The organism is Sorangium sp. So ce726 (assembly GCF_051521405.1).
In the GTDB taxonomy this organism is placed as follows: domain Bacteria; phylum Myxococcota_A; class Polyangia; order Polyangiales; family Polyangiaceae; genus Sorangium.
This window is the reverse complement of record NZ_CP150349.1, coordinates 7,274,300-7,294,763: the sequence shown is the minus strand read 5'-3', so window position 1 is coordinate 7,294,763 and position 20,464 is coordinate 7,274,300. Positions and strand designations below refer to the sequence as shown.

Here is a 20,464-nt window from a genome sequence, read left to right as displayed (position 1 = left end):
TGGGTGAGACCGACCCTGCTCGACGTTTCGAGGTGCCGGCGCGCTGAGGCCCGTGAGACTCGACCGCGGTTGACCCCCTCGAGCTTGACGCCCCGGCGGAGCTTCCGACCGAGGTTGACGTCCTCATCAACTGAATCGGTTCAGTTTTTCTGCGCCTCCGTGCTATGGCCGGTCGTGGTTTCCACCACGCGGCCTGACGATCAACGCTCCGGGCCGCGCAATCACCCGACCCGCTCGTGCAGCGGCAAGGAGCCAACATGCGACAATCTTCGTTCTTGAGCCTTGGTTCGTCAGGCACGCTCGCTCTCCTCCTCGCGGCGTTCGGATGCGACTCGTCGGACGGGTCGTCCTCTGGCGCCGGCGGTCAGGGCGCCGGCGGTCAAGGCGCGACGAGCAGCGCGAGCGCGAGCGGCTCCGGCGGCGCCGGCGGTCAGGGCGCGACGAGCAGCGCGAGCGGCTCCGGCGGCGCGGCGGGCACCGGCGGCGCTGGCGAAGGGGGCGGCGGCGCGGCAGGCACCGGCGGCGCCGGCGGCGCTGGCGAAGGAGGCGGCGGCGCGCCGCCGGCGCCGCTCTGGGACTGGAGCGGCATCGTCGGCACGGGACAGAGTCTCTCGGTCGGCGCGGAGGGCACGCCGCCCCGCACCACGACGCAGCGCTTTCACAACCTCAAGCTGTCCCTCGGGAACGCCAGCGTGCCCCCCTTCGATGCGGCGAACGCGGCCCTCTCCCTGGTGCCGCTCGTCGAGCCGATCCGCGCGTTCGCGACCACGTACCCCAGCGCTTATCCGAAGAACATCTATGGCGAGACGCCGCACACGGCGATGGCCGACCAGATCTCGTCCCTCGCCGAGGCAGCCGCGGGCGGCGATCACATCACGGTGCACACGGTCGTCGGGGAGAGCGGGCAGCCGATGACGGTGCTCCGGAAGGGCGCCACCCAGACGACCACGGGCGACACGTCGATGGGCCGCGCCTACGCGGCGACGCTGTTCGAGGCGGAGGCCATCGCGCGCCTCGCCAGGGAGGCCGGCAAGACGTACGGCGTCGGCGCCATCGTGATCACGCATGGCGAGGCCGACGCCGGCAGCGCGACCTACGGGGACGACCTGGTAAAGCTGTGGTCCGACTACAACCAAGATCTCCTCCGGATCACCGGCCAGTCGCGGAGCATCCCGCTGCTCGTGTCCCAGCAGAACTCGGTGCACACCGACGCCGGGACGCGGTCGACGTCGACGCAGGCGCAATGGCGCGTGGGCGTGGATCACCCGGGCGATATCGTCTGCTCGGGCCCGAAGTACCAGTATCCGTATGCGAACGATCACATCCACCTGAACGCGAACGGGTACCAGCAGCTCGGCGAGAAATTCGGCCAGATCTACTTCGAGAAGGTCGTCCTCGGGAAGGACTGGCAGCCGCTCCAGCCGACGCGCGTCGAGCGCAGCGGCAACGTCGTCACCGTGCACTTCCATGTCCCGGTGCCGCCGCTCGCCTGGGACAGCGCGCTGCCGTCTCCCCACCAGACCGCGTTCACGGAGTGGGCGCAGGGCCGCGGCTTCGAGCTCTGGAGCGGCAACTCCCGGATCCAGATCAGCGGCGTGGAGATCTCCGGCGATTCGGTGCAGATCACCGCGCGGAACCTCCCCGCGTCCGGCGTGATGGTCGGTTATGCGATGACGACCGACGGGACGTCGATGACGGGCGGCACGATCCGCTGGGGTCAGCTGCGCGACTCCGATCCGTTCGTCGGCTCGACGACGGGCAAGGCCCAACCGAATTACAGCGTCGCGTTCGAGCTGAACGTCCCCTGACGGGGCGCCTCCGGCGCGGCGTTCAGACAGGAGAGCCTGCGGGCGGCGGCCCGCAGGTGCATCTCCGCACGCTTGACAAGACAGACCTGTCTGTCTAGATCAGCGTCGTGCGGGACGCCAGGCGTCACATCCTCGAGGTCGCTGAGCGCCTCTTCTACGCCGAGGGGTATCGCGCCGTCGGCGTCGATCGCTTGATCGCCGAGGCGGACGTCGCCAAGGCCACCTTCTACCGCCACTTTCCGACGAAGGACGACCTGCTCGTGGCGGTGCTCGACGCGCGCGACGCGCGCTTTCGCGAGTGGCTGGCCGGGCGAGTCGAGGCGCTCGCGGACGATCCGCGGGACCGGCCGCTCGCGGTCTTCGACGCGCTCGCCGAGCTGTTCGCCGCGGACGACTTTCGCGGCTGCGCGTTCCTCAACACGATGGTCGAGGTCGCGAGCCGGAGCCACCCCGCGCACGAGGCCGCGCAGCGCCACAAGCAGCGGCTCATCGACTATTTCGAGCGGCTCTTGCGCGAGGCCGGCGTGCCGGCTGCCGACGCGCTGGCGTCGCAGCTCCTGTTGCTGATCGACGGCGCGATCGTGACCGCCGTCCGCGAGGGGGGACCGGGCGCCGCCGCGCGCGCGCGGTCCCTCGCCGAGAACCTCATCGCAACAACGCGGCCAGGAAGGCGACGACGATGAACCGGATCACGCGTGTCCCGAGCAGGTGGAATGGACGTGCAGAGCAGCTCCCGCAGCCCGCCGGGGCGGAGCCCGGCGCAGGCGCGCCCTCGACAGGTCGCCGGCGCAAGCCGCGAGCGCCCGTGGGGTCGATCATCGCCGCGCTGCTCGCGCTCTCCCTGACGGCCTGTGCTTCGCCGGACCGCGGCGGAGCCAGCGCGCCGCCGGCTGGCACGGCGGCCGCGAGCGCGCCGCCGGCCGGCACGGCCGCTGCGGAGGAGGCCTCGAGCGGGCGCCTCCAGTGGCGCGGCGGCCCGACGGCGATCCTCGAGCGCGACGGCCTCCGGCTGCTCACCGATCCCGTCCTTGGCCCGCGCGGCCCAGCGGCGTTCGTGCTCCCCAAACACCCGTCGACCGGCGTCGAGAACGCGCCTGTCGCCCGCTATACCGATCCTCCTGCGGAGCCGCTCGGGCACCTCGACGTCATCCTCCTCAGCCACAACCATGCTGATCATTTCGACGCTGTCGCGAAGGAGACGCTCCCGAAGGACGTCACCTTCGTCCTCCCTCCCGACGCGGTCGAGGCGGCGCGCGCCGCCGGATTCACGAAGCTGACGCCGCTCGATTGGGACAACGAGGCCGTCCTCCCGACCCGCGCCGGTCGCCTGCGGATCCTCGCCGTCCCGGCGAACCACTCCCACGATGCGGCGCTCGACGCGACGCTCGGCAAGGGCAACGGGTATGTGCTCCGCTGGGAGGGCGCGGCGCCCTATTCGGTCTACTGGACCGGCGATTCGGTCTTCACCGAGCCGATGCGCGCGGTGGCGGCTCGCTTTGCGCCCATCGATCTCTGGCTGCCACACCTGGGCGCGGTCGGCGTCGACGGCGCGCGCGGCCTCCGCACGATGGACGCGGAGGAGGCGGTCGCCGCCGCCGCGCTGCTCCGCGCCCGCCACGTGATCCCCATCCACCACACCACGTTCGCCCACTACCGCGAGCCGGTGACGGCGTTCACCCAGCGCGCCGCCACGAAGAGCCTGCCCGCGCATGTCCACGTCCCGACGGACGGCGCGTGGATGCCCCTGCCGCGCTGAGCCCGCGGCGCCGCCGCGCCGTTCAGACCAGCCACTTCAGGAGGAAGAGGCCCACGGTGGTGGCAAAACCGACGAACCAGACCATGCTCCGGGCAGAGGCCTTGTCGCCGAGGTACATGACGAGATAGAGCCCGCGCGCGGCGACATGGGCGACGGCGAGGATGGCGCTCCAGCGAGCGTCGGCGCCCGCGAGGTGGGCCGTGAAGACGCCGGCGGCGAAGGGGGCAAACCCCTCGAAGGCGTTCTGGTGGGCGGCGAGGGCACGCCGCCCGACGCCGGTGAGCTTGGCCTGCTGGTCGCGCGGGTTGCGGTTGTCCAGGCCCTCGGGCTGCTGCGCCTGCGCCCTGGCGACGAACAGGCGGGGCACGTAGATCAAGACAAGTGAGATGAAGACGCAAGTCAACGGAATGGTCATCTGATCCCTTTCGAGCGCGCAGGCTCCTCGGAGCGCGGAGCGACTCTAACGAGCTCCCGCCGCCAGCGCGAGCGCCAAGCGTCGCGGCCGCTCCCACGGCGCCTGCGCCGGAGCGGGCAGGGCGATCCCGCGGGGGCGGCGCGCTCCAGCGACGGACGCGCGCCGGTGGCAGGACGGGAGCGGCCGGTCCGCGGTACGGCCCTCGGGAGCTCCGCGTGAAAAGGGGTTGCCGGGGATGGGCGATTCGAGGAAGGTTCGTTCAGGTGCACCTTGAGCGAAGATCCTGTCGTGTCGCGCCCGCCGCTGCCGCCCTTCACCGCCGAGACCGCCGCGCGGAAAGCGCGGCTGGCGGAGGATGCTTGGAACAGTCGGGATCCCGCGCGCGTGGCCCAGGCATATACCGTTGATAGCCGCTGGCGGAACCGGGCGGAGTTCTTCCAGGGGCGGGCGGCGATCGAGGCGTTTTTGCACCGCAAATGGCAGCGGGAGCTGGACTACCGCCTGATCAAGGAGGTCTGGGCATTCACCGGGGACCGGATCGCGGTGCGCTTCGCCTATGAATGGCACGACGACAGCGGGAACTGGTACCGGTCCCATGGCAACGAGCAGTGGGAGTTCGATGCGCAGGGGCTGATGCGGCGGCGCGAGGCGAGCATCAATGACGTGCGGATCGCGGCAGAGGAGCGGAAGTTCCACTGGCCGCTCGGGCGGCGACCCGACGAGCATCCGGGGCTGAGCGAGCTCAGCTTGTAGCGGTTGTCGCTGCACCGGTCCGAGATTGCCTCTGCGGTAGGGCTCGCCACTGGAATGCTCGGATGATGTGCTGTTGACACGGCCGCCGTCCCCCCGATAGACTTCCCCAGCGTCGAGGGCGTTCGGCTGACCGGGAGGCCTTCGCGATCCTGGTTGACGGCGTGTCCTTGGGCGGGTGAACGACACAGGATGCCGAGCGAGCTCATGTCCAGCTCTTCAGACAAGCCCGAGATCGCCACGGCCTACGATCGCTGGGCCGCGACGTACGATGACGATTTCAACCGGACCCGCGAGCTGGCGGCCGAGGTTCTCCGGCAGCGCGGCCTGGCGCTGGCCGGCAGGGACGTGCTCGAGATCGGCTGCGGCACCGGGCGCAACACGCAGTGGCTCGACGAGCACGCGAGGAGCGTCCTCGCGCTGGATTTCTCCGAGGGGATGTTGCGTCGCGCGAGGGCCCGCGTGTGTTCTCCCCGCGTCCAGTTCGTACAGCACGACATCCGCGTTACCTGGCCCCTCGCGGAGGGCTCGTCGGACGTCGTGATTGCCATGCTCGTGCTGGAGCATATCGAGCACATCGACGCTGTCTTCGCCGAGGCTGCCCGCGTCTTGCGCGCGGGAGGAGAGCTCTTTCTGTGCGAGCTGCACCCTGTGCGACAGATGCGCGGGGGCCAGGCCAATTTCGTCAACCCCGAGACGGGCCAGCCCGAGCGGGTGACCGCGTTCCTGCATGACGTGTCACAGTACGTGAACGGGGGCCTCGGGGCCGGGTTCGAGCTCGTTCACCTGGGCGAGTGGCGCGACGCGGAGGCGGTCAGGAGCGACCCGCCGCGGCTCCTGTCCGTGCAGCTCAGGCGCACGGCACGCCATCCGCCTGGGACATGAGCAACGTCCTCATCAGCGGTTCCTGTTCCTTAACAACGCTCGGCATCGAGGCATACTCTACGGTGCTCCGGGCCGTCCCATCAACCCTGCGAGGGAGATTGCAATGAAGCTCTACTACAACCCCCAGAGCCGTGCAGCGATCACCAAGTGGATGCTGGATGAGTGCGGTGCCACGTACGAGCTCGTCCCCGTCAGCCTCGAGAAGCGGGAGCACAAGACGCCGGAGTTCTTGAAGATCAACCCGGCTGGCAAGCTGCCCGCGCTGGTGGACGGCGACACCAGGCTCTTCGAGAACGCGGCGATCTGTCTTTATCTGGCGGACAAATTTCCCGAGGCCAGGCTGGCGCCGCGGATCGGCGAGCCGCAGCGGGGGCGTTATCTGTCGCTGATGGTCTACTCGACGTCGCAGCTCGAGCCGTCGATGGGCGACCACCTGATGAAGCTCGAGACGCAACCCCAGCGGGGCTGGACGGATTTCGCCACGGTCATGGACGTGATTGAAGGCGAGATCGGGGACGGGCCTTATCTGTTCGGCGACTGGTTCACCGCGGCCGATGTGATGATCGGCTCGATGTTCATGTGGGCACGCCTGTGGGGAAATGCGACGGGGCGGCCCAGGCTGGAGGCCTACGTCGATCGCTTGCAGGCGCGTCCGCACGCGATGAAGATGAAGTAATGAGTGAAGCGCCTGGCCGAGGTGGACGAGGTTGACGACCTCGCCGAGCTCGGTGGCGCTGCGCCACGTCGCGCGCGGAGCGCGCGGCAGCGATCGCCGTTCGGGTGACGTGGGTCGGGCCAGCGGTCTAGGATGGTCTCCATGAAGCTCTCGTCACGCCGGCGCCGCCGCGTGCTCGCGTCCTCATTCGTCGTCACGGTGGCCGGCGGCGCGGCGGCTTGCGCCACGGCCCAGCCGCCGTCCGATAACCCGCCGCGCCTGGATCTCCCGCTGACGACTTCGTCGGGCGTGGGGGATGCCGTCGCGCCCAGCGACGCCGGGACGACGGAGACGCAGGACGCGGCGGCTCCGGAGACGTCGCAGGACGCCGGGACGACGCCGGCGCCGGCCGCATCCGGCGCGTCGCACGGCGCGGGGGCGACGGCGGCGCAGGGCGAGGAGGGACCGCTTCCGCAACCCGCGCAGGGGGGGAGGGTGATCCGGGTCCCGGACGGCACGTGCAGGCAGTTTTTCCCGAACACCTGCCCGCCGCCTCAGCCTTCTCGCAACGGAGGCCCTCCCGTGGTCGTCATGTGCAACCCGCCGCCGCCCCAGAGGGTCGCGTGCCCGCCGGAAGGCAGCCATCCCTGACCGCGGGGCTGCCCTCTGAAGTGGGCGATACGACTCCCGTGGATCCCGCCCTCCTCGATCGCGCTCTTGCGCTCTATGGCCTCGATCCGGCGACCTGCCGGTCTATCGGCGGCTTCGAGAGCCACGTCTTCGAAGCGCGGCGGTGCGACGGTACCTTCGTCCTGAAGATCGGGGATCCCGGGCGCAGGTCCCCGGACGCGGTCGAGGCGGAGTGCGAATGGCTGGAGTACCTGACGGCACAGGGCGTCCGCGCCGCCCCGGCGATCCGGGCCGCCGACGGCAGCTACGCGGCGTTGCTCGGAGGGCCCGGCCAGGTCGTCTGCGTGCGCGCGTACGTGAAGGCGCCCGGCGCGCCGCTCTCTGCCGACGATCTGACGCCGGACGTGGCGACCGCCTGGGGGCGGCTCCTGGGGCGACTTCACGCCGCGACCAAGCTGTATGTTCCGCCGTCGGCGAGGCGGCGTCATGCGTGGCATGAGGACGGCGACTTCACCAGCGCGCGGGAGCTCTTGCCGGAGGACGAGCGCGACCCGATCGGCGGTCGGCTCCAGCGGCTCATCGCGGAGCTCCGGGCCTTGCCGACGGATCGCGACGCCTTCGGCCTGGTGCACACGGACGCCCACTTCGGGAACGTGCTCAAGGACGGCGGCGCGCTGACGCTGATCGATTTCGACGATTGCGCCTATGAATGGTTCGCGAGCGATCTCGGGATCGTCCTCTTCTATGTCGCGATCGACCCGCTCGGCCCCGGGCGGCCCCCCGAGCTCCTCCGGATGTTCCGTGACAGGTTCCTGGACGGCTACGCCCGGGAGAACGTGCTCTCCGCGCGGTGGCTGGCGGAGATGGACCGGTTCATGAAGCTGCGCGAGCTCGTGCTCTACACGGCGATCCGCCGGGTCAGCCGGCGCGAGGCGCCTGACGCCTGGTGTCGCGCTTATCTGGAGCGCCACAAGCCGCGCATCCTCGGCGATCAGTCGGCGTGGCCGGAGGCTGGCTGAGAGCGCGTCGCTCAGCTGCCCTGGCGAGCCGGCCCGCCGCCCGCGGGCGGCCGCGGCGCGAGCATCGGGTGCAGCTCGGCGATCCCGAGCCGCGCGCGCCCCGCGAACTCGTAGGCGTCGTCGGTCGCGGCGATGTGCTGCGTCGCCGCATGGATGTCCCGGAAGCACCGCTGCAGCGGGCTCGCCGCGTAGAGCGCGCTCCCGCCGCCGGCCCGGTAGGCGAAGCCCGTGACCTCCGCGGCGACGTCGGTCACATACGTCTGGACGAGCCGGATCGCCGCCCAGTCGTCGATCGAGAGCGCCTCTCCAGCGCGCGCCTGATCCCACATCCGCCCGAGCGCATCGAACGCATAGGCCCGCGCCGCCGCGAGCTTCGCCTCCGCGCGCCCTAGGTCCATGTGGAAGGCCGCGTGGCTGCCCAGCGCGAGCTGCGGCCACGCCTTCACACGGCGCGGGGCGACGGCGGCGATCTCGTCGAGCGCACGCCGTCCGACGCCGAGCGGGAAGCCGACGTGACCGGCCGCGAGCAGGGCCAGCAACGGCAGCGAAGCCAGCGCGCCGCCGCGCCGCTGAGGAGCCGCCGGGAAGGGGCACGTCCGCGCCTCGGGCACGAGCGCGCCCTCGATCCGGTAGTGGTCGCTCCCCGTGCCGCGCAGGCCGGCCACGTCCCACGTGTCCTCGATCACCACCTGCTCGCGCGGGACAGCGAGGCTGATCATCTCGGGCGGCCCCGCCGGAGGAGCTCCGCCCTCCGGCGCCACGATGGCGCATGTGAACACCCACGACGCGTGCCGCACGCCGCTGCCGAAGGCCCAGCGGCCCTCGAGCACATACCCGCCGGAGACGCGCCGCGCGAGGCCGGTCGGAATCTGAAGCCCCGCGAACGTCGGGAACGGCCCTGCGAACACCTGGCGGGCCCCCTCGTCCGGCAGGGTGCCCCCGGCGAGCGCGGCGAGCAGCGCGCTGATCATCAGCGACCACCCCGCCGACGCGTCCGCGCGCGCCATCGCCTCGAAGACCTCGACCTGCGTCAGCGGGTCGCTCTCGACGCCGCCGAGGGCGCGCGGCGCGGCCATCGCGAGCAGGCCGCTCGATTGCAGGGCGTCGACGACCGCGGGCGCGAGCGTGCGCAGCCGCTCGGACGCCTCGGCGTGGGCGGTGGCGACGCCGCGGACGCGCTCCACGGTGGCGAGGAGGCGTTCGCGCTCGGGGGATCGACGGGGCTCGGACATACGGGGCTCCTTTCCTGGATCAGGTGCAGCGCGCCGGCCACCGGCCGCCCGCGCGACCGATGATGACACTGACAACATGGGGAAAGTTTCCACTGCCTACATTTTCTTCGCGACCGCCTGCAGCTCCTGAGCTCGCGGCCCTGCGCCCCGCGGGTCGGTGGGACCGCGGTCTTCGTGGTATCGTGCGCCTGCGCTGTGGCTTCCCCCGCAAGGCGCCGCCGTCCGCGCGCGCACACCTCACCCGCAACCGTGTCGCGCGCCTCACCCGCGCCCGCGTCGCGCCCCGTCGACAGGCCCTACCACCACGGCGACCTCCGGCGCGCCGTGCTGGAGGAGGCGCTCTCGCTCATCGAGGAGCAAGGGAACGCGAGCTTCACGCTGCGCGAGGTCGCGCGGCGCATCGGCGTCTCGCACGCCGCGCCTTACCGCCATTTCGCGGACAAGCGCGCCCTGATGACGGAGCTCGCCGTCCAGGCGAGCGCGGCGCTCGGCGCGCGGATCTCGGCCGCCCTCGAGGGCGCCGGGGGCGACCTCCGGGCGCGCTTCCTGGCCGCCGGCTTCGCCTACGTCGCCTTCGCGCTGGAGCACCCCGCGCCCTTCCACGTCATGTACTCCGGCGAGGTGGACGTGGACGACCCGCGGGTCGCGGCGGCCACCTCGCAGAACCTGGGGGTGCTCCTCGGGTTCATCGAGGAGGCGCAGCGCGCCCGCGCGTTTCCGCCCGGCGACCCGTGGGCGCTCGCGGTCCCGATCTGGGCGATGCACCACGGCCTCGCGACCCTCGCGGCGTCGGGGGCCCTGGCCAAGGCCGGGCCGGCGGCGCTCCGGAGCCTGGTCGACGACGCCCACGCGCGCCTGCTCGACGGGCTGCTCCTCGCCGCGCCGGGACCGTCGCGCGCCTGACGTCCGCGACGGATTCCCGTGCCCCTCGGCCCCGGCTACGCTCGCGCCCCTCATGCGTGCCCCCGCCGCGCTCGCCCTGTCTGCCTTCCTCGTCGCCGTCTCGTCCTCGCCGTCCGCCGCCGCCGACCCGTCTCCCGAGCTCACGTACCGGCCCGAGATCGATCTGCCCATCACCGTCGTCGGCGGCGCCGGATGGATCGCCTCCGAGTTCGCGAAGAAGGGCCTCGCCCCCGAGTCGTGCCGCTGGTGCGAGGCCAACTCCCTCGATACGTCGATCCGCGACGCGCTGGTCTGGAGAGGCAATCCGAACACCGCTCATGATGTCAGCAACGTGATGGTCCTCGGCGTCGCGCCCGCCGCGGCGCTGGGCCTCACAGCGCTCGCCGCGTGGTACGACGGCCGCTCCGACAACATCGCCGCCGATCTCGTGATCGTGACCGAAGCGATGGTGGTGGCGATGAACCTGAACCAGATCACCAAGTACATCGTCGGCCGCCAGCGGCCCTATGCCCATCACGACAACCTGGATGTGCTCCGCGCGGGCGAGGGCACCTCGGGCCCCCTCCCGCACGACGACGATCTCTCGTTCTTCTCCGGCCACTCCACGGCCGTCTTCTCTCTCGCCGCCGCGAGCGGCACCGTGGCGTCGATGCGCGGCTATCGCGCGGCGCCGTGGGTATGGGCGAACGGAATGGCGATCGCCGCGCTCTCCGGCTACCTGCGCATCGCCGGCGATCGCCATTATTTCACCGATGTGCTCACGGGCGCCGTATTCGGCGCCGCCTCCGGCGTGCTCATCCCGGCTCTGTTTCATGCCCCGCGCCCGGGCGTTGCCAGTCCCGGCACGCACCGTTTTCGCCTCTCGCTCGCGCCTGCGCGCGGCGGCGCAGGCGTGGGCGTCGCCGGCGCATTCTGAGCCGAGTAGGGCAAATTCGGCGATCGGCAAGTGGCAGCGCTGCGTTCGGACGGCGTAAGTAAGCAGTGTTGACAAACCGATAGTTCATTTTTACACTACGCCTGTCAGCTAGGAATGCTGGCGCTCGGGCCGTCGTTGCTGGAGCGCTAGCTCACTACGTCGAATACGCCGTGCCGCCCTGGCGGCCATGGCGACGGCGAGCTGCGGTCCCGCAATGGGCACGCGCGCTTTCGCGGGCCCGTCTCGACGGGGTTCCGTCAGCTCGGCCCCATGAAGGAGTCGACGACATGCATGTCGTTCACCATTCGTCACACACCCGGTGGATCGCGGGAGGCCTCGCCGCCCCGCTCCTCGCCCTCCTCGCAGGTTGCAGCGATCAAGCGCTCGGGGCGCCCGTGGCGGCGCCCAGCGCCGAGCTGCCGCCTCGGTCCGCGCCCGGCGTGGACGGGGAGCTGCCCCAGGGGATCGCCGGTCAGGGCGAGCCCACGCTTCGGTCCGCCGCGACAGCGGCTGCGCTGCTGGAGCGCGACGAGCTGATCCGGGAGGCCGGGCGGCTCGCGGAGATCAGGGCGGTGTTCGCGCGATCGCCGGAGGCGCCGCTCGCCCTGCTCGACGAGCACCGGGCCGAGTTCCCGGAGGGGCGCCTCGCGGCCGACCGGGAGATCGTCGCGATCGACGCGCTGCTGCGCAGCGGGCGCGCCGACCAGGCGCGCACCCGCGCCGGGGCGTTCCTCTCGCATTTCCCGGCGAGCCCCCACGCGGACCGGGTTCGCCGCCTGACCGGCGCCGCGCCATGAGACGATCTCGATACCGCCTCGCGGCGCCCCCATAACGCCGGACGGGCATCGATGGAGGCTCGCGGTCGCAACGGCTGCTGAGCCTGGGCCCCCGCGCCCGCGGGGGCTCAGCCCGCGGGCGCCGGCTCGGCCGGCTCGGATTCCGGCGGCGACATCCCGTCGACCACGACCGGATCGCTCTGCTCGACCAGGTGCGGCTTGCCCCACGTGTCGATGAAATGCCCCGATCGCTTCGCCTTGGTCTCCAGGTAGAAGCGGTTGTGATCGTTCGGCGGTATCACGTGCGGGATGCGCCCGGCCACGGAGACTCCGTATTGCGTCAGCTGCTGGACCTTGTTGGGGTTGTTCGTGATGAGCTCGATCGATCTCACGTTCAGGCTGCGCAGCATGTGCGCCGCGACGGCGTAGTCGCGCTCATCGTCCCTGAAGCCGAGCGCCAGGTTCGCCTCGACCGTGTCGAGCCCCTGGTCCTGCAGCGCGTACGCCCGGATCTTGTTGATGAGCCCGATCCCTCGGCCCTCCTGGCGCAGATAGAGCAGGATGCCCCGATCCATGCTCTGGATCTTCTTCAACCCTTCGAGGAGCTGATCGCGGCAGTCGCAGCGCAGCGAGCCCATGACGTCGCCTGTCAGGCACTCGGAGTGCAGCCGCGTTGGCACGTTCGAGGCGCCGATGACGTCGCCGTGCACCATCGCGATGTGCTCCTTCGCGTCTCGGTTGTTCCAGAACGCGACGATGCGGAAGTGGCCGGCGCGCGTCGGCAGCTCGGCGACGCCGACCACCCGCACGCAGACGTTCACGTGGCCAACCCCATTGCAGTCGTGCTCTCGATCGCGGGCGACGAGCTCCAGCAGCGGGTTCATCGAGTCGGTCATGTCCTGCCTCCGCAAGGAGCCTCCTTGCGAGCCGATCCGTCGTGGGTAAAGGCGCGCACTTCTTACCAGAACACGACGACCAGGCAACGCCCCGCCGCCGCGCGGGGCGGCCCTCGGCCGGAGGAGGCCTGTCAACGGCATCACGGCTCGTTCGTCCTGCCGACACCGGCCCTCGCGCGGCGCGAAGCCGTCGCCGCCGTCACGCGCCGGAGCGAAGCGGCGGACTCAGCTGTTCAGGCGTCTTCGGGGTGCCCTCGGTGGGCCGCGCCGGCCGCGGCCACCTCGGGCAGCGACCCCGAGCGCCCCGCGCGCAGCACGCGCAGGATCAGGCGAGGATCCAGGAGCGCCTCCGGCCCGTCGAGCATGTGCAGCGCACGCACGAAGCGCACGTAGACCTCGCGATCGACCTGCGCGGCCCGGTGCAGCATCCCGGTGTACCAGCGCATGATCGGCTGGAGGAACGGCCGCCGGCCCCGGGTCTCGGGGTAGGCGAGATCTTCGCCCGTGGACATCCGCCACGGCAGGTCGACCGCCCTCGCCGCGGCGGCGTGGTAGCGGCGGGTGAGGCCCGCGATCGCGCCGCGCCCCGCGCGGCGGCGCTGCTCCTTGAGCGCGGCGTCGAGCGCCAGCGCCTGGAGGCAGGCCGACGTCATCCCCTGGCCGTAAACGGGGTTGAAGCTGGCGAGCGCGTCGCCCAGCACGGCGAGCCCCTCGGGCATCCGCGCCATCCGCTCGTAGTGCCGCCGGAGGTGCGCCGGGAACTTGGAGACGGCGACGTCCGTCACCGGCTCGGCCCCGAGCAGCGCCCGGTAGAGCGCGTCGTTGGGCAGGCCCCGGGCGAACTCCAGGAAGCCCTCGGGATCGGCGGGCGGGTGATCGCCGAACAGGCCCGCCAGCACCACGATCCAGCGCCCGCCCTCGATCGGCGCGATGCAGCCGAACCGCCGGCTGTCGGACGGCGAGCCGAGGACGTACAGCGACTTCCACGGGAGCTGCGCCGGATCCCGCGGCCGGTACTGCCGGCTGGCATACCCCACCCGGACCTGGATGGTCGACTCGTCGGGCCGCCGGTAGCCGAGCGCCTCGAGCCACGCCGGCGCGCGCGAGCCGCGCCCGCTGGCGTCCACCACGAGCTCCGCCGGCAGCTGCTCGATCTGGCCCCCCTCGTCGCGTTGCCGGACCACGACGCCCGTGATCCGGGAGCGATCGGGAGACGCCGAGAGCTCCACCACCTCGCGCTGGTCCAGGCGCCGCACTCTCGGCAGCGCGAACGCGCGGCGGCGCACGTGCGCCTCGAGCAGCGGACGGGTCATGCACACGGTCCGCACCCCCGTCTCGAAGCGCGGCTTCCAGGCGCCGTGGTGGTGCCACGCCAGGCCGAGCCCGAAGTCGTACGCGACGGCTCCGTCCTGGAGCAATTCCCCGGTGAAGCCGGGGAACAGGTCGTTCAGGATGCGCTCTCCCTGGGCGAGCAGCCCGTGGAGCTGGCGAGCCTGGGGCACGCCCTTGCGGGCCTCGCGGAGGTCATCCGGGATGGCGTCGCGCTCGATGACGGCCACCTCGCCGAAATGGTCGGCGAGCACGCGGGCTGCGACCAGGCCCCCGATGCTCCCACCGATCACCACCGCCCTGCGGCCGGCGAACGGGCGATTGGAGCGGATGTCCTCCTGGGTGCAAGGCTTCATGAAGCCGCCAGGATTGCAATCCTCGGGCCGTCCCTGAAGATTGCAAGGCCGGCGCAATGCTCGCTTCGTGATGAGGCGATCAACGCGCGTTGCGCGCGCCGCGCACATCACGCGCAACGCGCCAGGGCCCGACTGAGCAGCTGCGCAACTACGCAACTCGGCGCGCTCCGTCGAGATGAAAGCGACGATCACTCCTGCGCTCTTCGTCGCCATCAAAGCAGGGCCTCCGGTGCGACAGGCGCGGAGAGGCCGTATCGGGGCGCCGCCCCCCGCTGGCGGCTGGCCGCTCCGCGGCGCGTGTGAGAGAGAGCACCTCTCACGATCCGGTCCTCGCGTCTTCGCGAGAAGCGAACGACAGGCATTACAATGCCATGCGCCCGGAGCCGCGCGACGTGACCCGTCGTCCCCAGCGATGGGCGCCGGGCTACTTCTTGCGGCAGCCGCAGTCGGACGTCGGGGCCTGCGGCGCTGCCGGCCGCTGGCACGTGGTCACGAGGGTGCTCAGGACAGCGAGGAGGATCGCGACGCGGAGCCGCATGCCGGCGATCCTCCCCCGCGCGCCGGGCGGCGTCAATCCGGGGCCGTGGGCTCAGCCGAGCGGCATCTCGAGCGACACCTCGTCGAGCCCGACGCCGAGGAAGCGGCGCGGGCGCACCGTGACCGCGATCTGCGCGCCGCCCTCGCCGCGGCCCGCCTTCACGGTGAGCTCGACGCTGGCGGGCGGCGCATTCTCGAACAGCGCCCAGAGGGCACCCTCGACGACGGGCTGGACCTCCGCCGGATCGCTGTCCGGGGGCAGCTTCGAGCAGAGCGCGCGCAGGAACTGGACGACGCGCGCGACGAAGAGCTGATCGACGAGCGAGACGCGCTCGAGGCGCTCCTCCGGCTCGGCCGTGGGGCTGTCGTACGTGAGCTTCTCCGGCGGGACGTAGGCCGTCGGCGCGGCGAGGACGTACACCGCGTCGCTGTTCGGGGCCGACGCGAGCAGGAGCACGCCGCTCTTCGAGAGCTCGCGCTGGGTGTCCGTCGACACGAACGCCTCGGTCGGGATCGCGACGCCCTCTTCGCCCTCGTACGCGCCCTTGACCTCGTGCACCGGCAGATCCCCGAGCGTGCCGCCGCCCTTCGCGCCCGTGACGCGGCAGGGCCACGTCGTCTCGCGGAAGCTCCCCGCGATCAGCGCGCCGACGACGTACGCCGGCGAGATCCAGACGCGGCCGCCCTCATCGCCGGGCTGCTCGGCGATCGCCGCTTCCCGGATCCGGGAGGTCGACCGGTCGTACGGAAGCCGGCCGAGCACGCGGTTCATCGCGATCGCGACCCACCGCGCGCCATGCCGCGCTGCAGCGGAGCGCCACGGCGCGCGGTGCGGCGCCCGGAACAGCGCGGCCTTGTTGTCGAGCCGCTCGACGCCGCCGAGATCGTCGACCCCGAGCAGGCGCGCGTCGCCGTTCACCACGGCGGGGAGCGCGTGCGCCTCGGCGACGCGCGCGATCTCCTCCAGCCGCGCGAGCGACGCGGCGCTGCCGTCGATCGCGACGTCCACGATGGCGACCGACGCCGGCGGCTCGGAGCTCGCCGTCTGCGCGAGCACCCGCACGAGCGCGGAAGCCGCCTCGTCCGGGCGCGCGCTGACGACGTCGAACCGGACGCCCTCCGCCGCCTTCGCGCGATCCACGAGCAGGCTCAGCCCGCGCCACGCCTCCTCGATGCGCCGCACCTCGGGGTGCTGCAGGATCGCGCCGAGCTGCGCGCCGATCGCGCGCTCGAGCTGCGCGATCGCCTCCGCTGGCCGAGCGGGCTGGCCCGCGCGCGGGCGGGCGCTCGCCGCCACGGTCGCGATGAACTCCGAGAACCGCCCGGCCTCCGCCGGCTTCTGATCGAGGCTGCCTGGCGTTGCGGGTGGAGGCGCCGCGTCGGCGCCCTCGCCCCCGCCGAGGTCGACCATCGAGAGCAGCGCGTCCACGTCCGAGCCGGGCGCGGGCGCCGGCGCCGCGGGCCGGTTCGCAGCGGGCGCCGCGGAGCGGTCGGGCGAGGCGTCCCGGCGCTCCGGCAGGAGGCCCAGGATGTCGCGCACCAGCGGGGAGCCGCCCCAGAGCCGATCGAGCTCGGCGCGCGCCTGGTCGAGCGTGGCCGAGCCGTCGCGCAGCCGATCCAGGACCCGGCGGCCGTCGAGCAGCGAGCGCAGCAGCGGCACCTCGGCGCACAGCGCGTCGGGCCGGAAGCTCTTCAGCCCGGCGGGCGCGAGGTCGACGCGCACCGCCCGGCCCGCCGCGAGCACGCTCGGCACCTCGATCGCGAGCCGCGGCCGGAGCATCGTGAAGAGGTTATCGAAGCGGCTCGCGTCGACGCGGATCGCGCCCGAGGGCGGGCTCGCGCCGGCGTTGTGCGGATCGCGCGGGGTGAGATCGGCGACGACGAGCACGCGCAACGGGAGCAGCGGCCCCCGCTCCACGGCGCCCCCGTCCTCGCCCACGTGGAACCTGAACTCGTCGCCCAGAACGCCCTTTTCCGTCATGGCCAGCGCAGCATAGGCGTCACCTATCGGCGCGAGAAGCGCTAAGCTCCGCGCGCATGAAGACGGAAGGCGGTCCGCCCTTGAACTTGAACCCTGAACCCCACGCCGCCAGCGATCGCAGGCGCCTTCGCGGGGGCGCCCCGATCCAGATCGGGCTCCTCGGCTGCGGGACGGTCGGCGGCGGCGTCCTGCGCCTCCTGGCCGAGAACTCCGGTTATCTGGCGGAGCGCGCAGGCGTCCCCCTCGTCGTGAAGCGCGTTGTCGTGCGCGACCTCGAGAAGGAGCGCGTCGCCGCCCTGGATCGCGACCTGCTCACCACGAACCCCGAGGAGGTCGTCGACGACCCCGCGATCGACGTCGTCGTCGAGGTGATGGGCGGTGACACGCCCGCGCGCGCGCTGATCGAGCGCGCCATCGACCGCGGCAAGGGCGTGGTCACCGCGAACAAGCTGCTGCTCGCCGCCCACGGCCCCGCGCTCCTCGCGCGGGCCTCGGCGCGCCAGGTCGATCTCGCGTTCGAGGGGGCGGTCGGCGGCGGCATCCCGATCATCCGGACGCTCCGGGACGCGTTTGCGAGCGACTGGGTCGAGCGCGTCACCGCGATCCTGAACGGCACCTGCAACTACATCCTCACCCGCATGCGCGACACGGGCGCGTCGTTCGACGCCGCGCTGCGCGAAGCGCAGGCGCTCGGCTACGCCGAGGCCGACCCGTCGCTCGACGTCGACGGCCACGACGCCGCGCACAAGCTGATCGTCCTGGCGATGCTCGCCTTCGGGGCCCAGGTCGACAGCGCCGACGTGCACACGTCCGGGATCCGGACCATCGAGGAGGCCGACCACCGCTACGCCGATCGGTTCGGCTACACCATCAAGCACCTGGCGATCGGCCGCGACCTCGGCGATTCCATCGAGCTGCGCGTGCACCCCACGCTGATCCCGAAGGAGAGCGTGCTCGCCAACGTCTCCGGCGTGCTCAACGCCGTGCTGCTCGAGGGGCGCGCCGTCGGCCCGTCGCTCGTCTACGGCCGCGGCGCTGGCGACCTGCCGACCGCGGTCAGCGTCGTCTCCGACATCCTCGACGTCGCGCGCTCGATCGCGTCGGGCGTCGCGGGCATGCAGGGCCGCGGCATGTCGATCAAGCCCCGCCCGGTCCGCCCGCTCAGCGAGATCGTCTCCCGGTACTACCTGCGCTTCGCGGTCGAGGACCGGCCCGGCGTCATGGGGCGCCTCGCCGGCGCGCTCGGCGACGCGGGCGTCAGCATTGAGCAGATCGTGCAGCAGGGGCCGACGAACTCGAGCTCGGGCGCGGCGCCCGCTCGTCAGCCCGCGGTGGACGTCGTGCTCATCACGCACGACGCGCGGGAGGGGCTCGTGCGGAACGCGCTCGACGCGATCGCGCGCGAGCAGTTCCTCCGCGAGCCGGTGCACCTGTTCCGCATCGAGGAGCCGTGACGTCCCACAGCGACGCGCCGCTCGGCGTGTTCGACTCCGGCCTCGGCGGCCTCACGGTCGTGCGCGCGCTGCGCAGGCGCTGCCCGGCGGAGGACATCGTCTACCTGGGCGACACGGCGCGCGTCCCCTACGGCACGCGGTCGCCGGAGACGGTGGTCCGCTACGCGCTCGGCTGCGCGCGCGTGCTCATCGGCCGCGGCGTCAAGGCGATCGTGGTCGCGTGCAACACGGTGAGCGCCGTCGCGATCGACATGCTCCGGGTCGAGCTGGATCTGCCTGTCCTCGGGGTCATCCTGCCCGGCGCCCGCGCCGCCGTCGCCGCGTCACGCGGCGCGACGATCGGCGTGCTCGGGACGGCCGGGACCATCGCGTCCGGCGCCTATCCCCGCGCCGTGGCGTCGCTCAGCACCCGCACCGAGGTCGCTGGCCAGGCGGCCCCGCTGCTCGTGTCGCTGGCGGAGGAGGGATGGGTCGAGGGCGAGGTCCCGCGGCTCGTCTCGCGGCGCTACCTGGAGCCGCTCATCGGCGCGGGCGCCCGCTCGATCGTGCTCGGGTGCACGCACTTCCCGCTCCTCCGCGCCGCGATCGAGGCCGAGACGGCGTCGCTCGCCGGCGGCCCCCTCCCGATCGTCGACAGCGCGTCGGCGACCGCGGAGGAGGTGGCCTCGTTCCTCGCCGAGCGGGGGCTCGCGACCTCCCGGAGCACTCCGGGCGGCCTCTCGCTCCTCGTCACGGATCTACCGAAGAGCTTCGCCACCGTGGCGGCCAGGTTCCTCGGGGAGCCGGTCGTCGCGGACGGCGCCGTTCACTCCTCGACCCAGGTTGGCGCCGCTGTCCGCTCCCCGACGCAGGTTGGCGGGGATGCCGCTGGCCATCCTTCCAATTTTTCCGCCCAAGGCGTCGACGTGGAGCAGATCGACCTGTAATACGCAGCAAGCTTCGCCCGGGGCTCTGGGCGCAGAGGAGGTTTTCCACACGATGACGCAGCTCAGGTGGCTTTCGGCCGGTGAGTCGCACGGGCCGGAGCTCGTGGCGACCGTCGAGGGTATTCCGGCGGGCATGCCGCTCCTTGCCGAGGACATCGACGAGGATCTGGCGCGGCGCCAGCGCGGCTACGGGCGCGGCGGGCGGATGAAGATCGAGACCGATCGCGTCCGCCTCGTCGCCGGCGTGCGCGGCGGCGAGACGCTCGGTGGCCCCATCGCCATGGTGATCGAGAACCGCGATCACGCGAGCTGGGCCGGGCGGATGGGCCCCGAGCCGTTCCCCGAGCCGCCCGAGGCGCTGACCCGCCCGCGCCCCGGCCACGCGGATCTGGCCGGCGGCCTGAAGTACGCCCGGCGGGACCTGCGCGACGTGCTCGAGCGGGCGAGCGCGCGCGAGACCGCGGCGCGGGTCGCGGTGGGCGGCGTCTGCCGCAAGCTCCTCCGGTCTGTCGGCGTCGAGGTCTTCGCCCACGTCCTGTCGATCGGCCCTGTGACGTCGCCGACCTCGGCCGCCTCGGGCGGGGGTGAGCTCCCGCTCGCCGAGCTCCGGGAGCGCGCCCGCGCCTCCGATCTCGCGTGCGTCGACGCCGCCGCCGCGCAGGCGATGCGCGACGCCATCCGCGAGGCCGCGCACCGGGGCGACACGCTCGGCGGCGTCTTCGAGGTGATCGCGACGGGCCTGCCGCCCGGGCTCGGGAGCCACGTGCAGTGGGACCGCAAGCTCGACGGCCGGCTCGCGCAGGCGCTGATGAGCATCCAGGCGATCAAGGGCGTCGAGATCGGCATCGGCTTCGAGGCCGCGCGCATCTCGGGCTCCGAGGTGCACGACCCGATCGCCTACGATCAGGGGGCGCACGCGTTCACCCGCCCGTCGAACCGCGCCGGCGGCCTCGAGGGCGGCATCACGAACGGCATGCCGCTCATCTGCCGCGCCGCCATGAAGCCGATCGCGACGCTCAAGCGCGCGCTCCCGTCGGTCGACGTGCGCACCAAGGAGCAGTTCGACGCCGCCTTCGAGCGCAGCGACGTCTGCGCCGTCGCGGCCGCCTCGGTCGTCGGTGAGGCGATGGTGTCGATCACGCTCGCCGCTGCCCTGCTCGAGAAATTCGGCGGCGACAGCCTCACGGAGCTCTCGCGCAACGTCGACAGCTACCTCCAGCAGGTCCGCTCTTACTGAAGG

Annotated in this window: 19 protein-coding genes; 14 read left to right on the top strand and 5 right to left on the bottom strand. The window is 72.2% G+C overall.

The features are described from left to right. Window positions 1-257 precede the first annotated feature (257 nt). From WME79_RS27215 to WME79_RS27205, 3 genes are all read left to right on the top strand, one after another. On the top strand, window positions 258-1,808 hold the full coding sequence (locus WME79_RS27215; protein ID WP_437520528.1) for a dockerin: 1,551 nt from the start codon (window positions 258-260) through the stop codon (window positions 1,806-1,808). Window positions 1,809-1,915: 107 nt separating this feature from the next. After that, window positions 1,916-2,491 (top strand): TetR/AcrR family transcriptional regulator, encoded by a 576-nt coding sequence (locus WME79_RS27210; RefSeq protein WP_437520526.1) that lies wholly within the window; start codon window positions 1,916-1,918, stop codon window positions 2,489-2,491. Beyond that, window positions 2,488-3,564 (top strand): MBL fold metallo-hydrolase, encoded by a 1,077-nt coding sequence (locus WME79_RS27205; protein ID WP_437520524.1) that lies wholly within the window; start codon window positions 2,488-2,490, stop codon window positions 3,562-3,564. Before WME79_RS27210 ends, WME79_RS27205 begins: the two co-directional genes overlap by 4 nt. Before the next feature lie 22 nt (window positions 3,565-3,586). Here WME79_RS27205 and WME79_RS27200 read toward each other — a convergent pair whose 3' ends face one another. Then, window positions 3,587-3,979 carry an MAPEG family protein gene (locus WME79_RS27200; protein ID WP_437520522.1) on the bottom strand — a complete coding sequence of 131 codons (393 nt, stop codon included), beginning with the start codon at window positions 3,977-3,979 and terminating at the stop codon, window positions 3,587-3,589. A 270-nt stretch (window positions 3,980-4,249) separates the two neighbouring features. On the opposite strand from WME79_RS27200, the gene WME79_RS27195 reads away from it, so the two are divergent. The 5 genes from WME79_RS27195 (at window position 4,250) to WME79_RS27175 (ending at window position 7,918) form a co-directional block, all read left to right on the top strand. Then, window positions 4,250-4,732, top strand: a complete 483-nt coding sequence (locus WME79_RS27195; protein ID WP_437520520.1) for a DUF1348 family protein — start codon at window positions 4,250-4,252, stop codon at window positions 4,730-4,732. 204 nt (window positions 4,733-4,936) lie between these two features. After that, window positions 4,937-5,614: a class I SAM-dependent methyltransferase gene (locus WME79_RS27190; protein ID WP_437520518.1), complete on the top strand. Its 678-nt coding sequence runs from the start codon at window positions 4,937-4,939 to the stop codon at window positions 5,612-5,614. 103 nt (window positions 5,615-5,717) lie between these two features. Continuing rightward, window positions 5,718-6,290, top strand: coding sequence for a glutathione S-transferase family protein (locus WME79_RS27185; RefSeq protein ID WP_437520516.1), 573 nt, complete (start codon window positions 5,718-5,720; stop codon window positions 6,288-6,290). A gap of 141 nt (window positions 6,291-6,431) precedes the next feature. Further along, window positions 6,432-6,920, top strand: coding sequence for a hypothetical protein (locus WME79_RS27180; RefSeq protein ID WP_437520514.1), 489 nt, complete (start codon window positions 6,432-6,434; stop codon window positions 6,918-6,920). A gap of 38 nt (window positions 6,921-6,958) precedes the next feature. After that, window positions 6,959-7,918, top strand: coding sequence for a phosphotransferase enzyme family protein (locus WME79_RS27175; protein ID WP_437520512.1), 960 nt, complete (start codon window positions 6,959-6,961; stop codon window positions 7,916-7,918). Between the two features lie 11 nt (window positions 7,919-7,929). Here the strand turns inward: WME79_RS27175 and WME79_RS27170 are convergent, their stop codons facing one another. Then, a complete protein-coding gene (locus WME79_RS27170; RefSeq protein WP_437520510.1) occupies window positions 7,930-9,150 on the bottom strand; it encodes an acyl-CoA dehydrogenase family protein in 1,221 nt (406 codons plus the stop codon). 249 nt (window positions 9,151-9,399) lie between these two features. Here WME79_RS27170 and WME79_RS27165 point away from each other — a divergent pair, with 249 nt between their 5' ends. The 3 genes from WME79_RS27165 to WME79_RS27155 all read left to right on the top strand — a co-directional run bounded on the left by WME79_RS27165 (window position 9,400) and on the right by WME79_RS27155 (window position 11,766). Further along, window positions 9,400-10,053: a TetR/AcrR family transcriptional regulator gene (locus tag WME79_RS27165; protein WP_437520508.1), complete on the top strand. Its 654-nt coding sequence runs from the start codon at window positions 9,400-9,402 to the stop codon at window positions 10,051-10,053. A 52-nt stretch (window positions 10,054-10,105) separates the two neighbouring features. Beyond that, entirely contained in the window at window positions 10,106-10,969 is an 864-nt protein-coding gene (locus WME79_RS27160) for a phosphatase PAP2 family protein (RefSeq protein ID WP_437520506.1), read from the top strand. A 287-nt stretch (window positions 10,970-11,256) separates the two neighbouring features. Then, window positions 11,257-11,766 carry a hypothetical protein gene (locus WME79_RS27155; RefSeq protein ID WP_437520504.1) on the top strand — a complete coding sequence of 170 codons (510 nt, stop codon included), beginning with the start codon at window positions 11,257-11,259 and terminating at the stop codon, window positions 11,764-11,766. Window positions 11,767-11,873: 107 nt separating this feature from the next. Here WME79_RS27155 and ribA read toward each other — a convergent pair whose 3' ends face one another. The 3 genes from ribA to WME79_RS27140 all read right to left on the bottom strand — a co-directional run bounded on the left by ribA (window position 11,874) and on the right by WME79_RS27140 (window position 16,844). Further along, the gene (gene ribA, locus WME79_RS27150; protein WP_437520502.1) at window positions 11,874-12,641 is read right to left on the bottom strand and encodes a GTP cyclohydrolase II; all 768 of its coding nucleotides are present in this window, start codon (window positions 12,639-12,641) and stop codon (window positions 11,874-11,876) included. A 233-nt stretch (window positions 12,642-12,874) separates the two neighbouring features. Further along, window positions 12,875-14,326 carry an NAD(P)/FAD-dependent oxidoreductase gene (locus tag WME79_RS27145; RefSeq protein ID WP_437520500.1) on the bottom strand — a complete coding sequence of 484 codons (1,452 nt, stop codon included), beginning with the start codon at window positions 14,324-14,326 and terminating at the stop codon, window positions 12,875-12,877. Between the two features lie 589 nt (window positions 14,327-14,915). Then, a complete protein-coding gene (locus WME79_RS27140) occupies window positions 14,916-16,844 on the bottom strand; it encodes a type VI secretion system contractile sheath domain-containing protein (protein WP_437520499.1) in 1,929 nt (642 codons plus the stop codon). Between the two features lie 80 nt (window positions 16,845-16,924). On the opposite strand from WME79_RS27140, the gene WME79_RS27135 reads away from it, so the two are divergent. The 3 genes from WME79_RS27135 to aroC are packed head-to-tail and all read left to right on the top strand — an operon-like array spanning window position 16,925 to window position 20,461. Beyond that, complete coding sequence (locus tag WME79_RS27135) at window positions 16,925-18,298, top strand: homoserine dehydrogenase (protein ID WP_437520498.1); 1,374 nt, start codon at window positions 16,925-16,927, stop codon at window positions 18,296-18,298. Next, window positions 18,295-19,224: a glutamate racemase gene (murI, locus tag WME79_RS27130; protein WP_437520496.1), complete on the top strand. Its 930-nt coding sequence runs from the start codon at window positions 18,295-18,297 to the stop codon at window positions 19,222-19,224. Before WME79_RS27135 ends, murI begins: the two co-directional genes overlap by 4 nt. A 52-nt stretch (window positions 19,225-19,276) precedes the next feature. Continuing rightward, complete coding sequence (gene aroC / locus WME79_RS27125; protein ID WP_437520494.1) at window positions 19,277-20,461, top strand: chorismate synthase; 1,185 nt, start codon at window positions 19,277-19,279, stop codon at window positions 20,459-20,461. The last annotated feature ends 3 nt before the right edge of the window (window positions 20,462-20,464 follow it).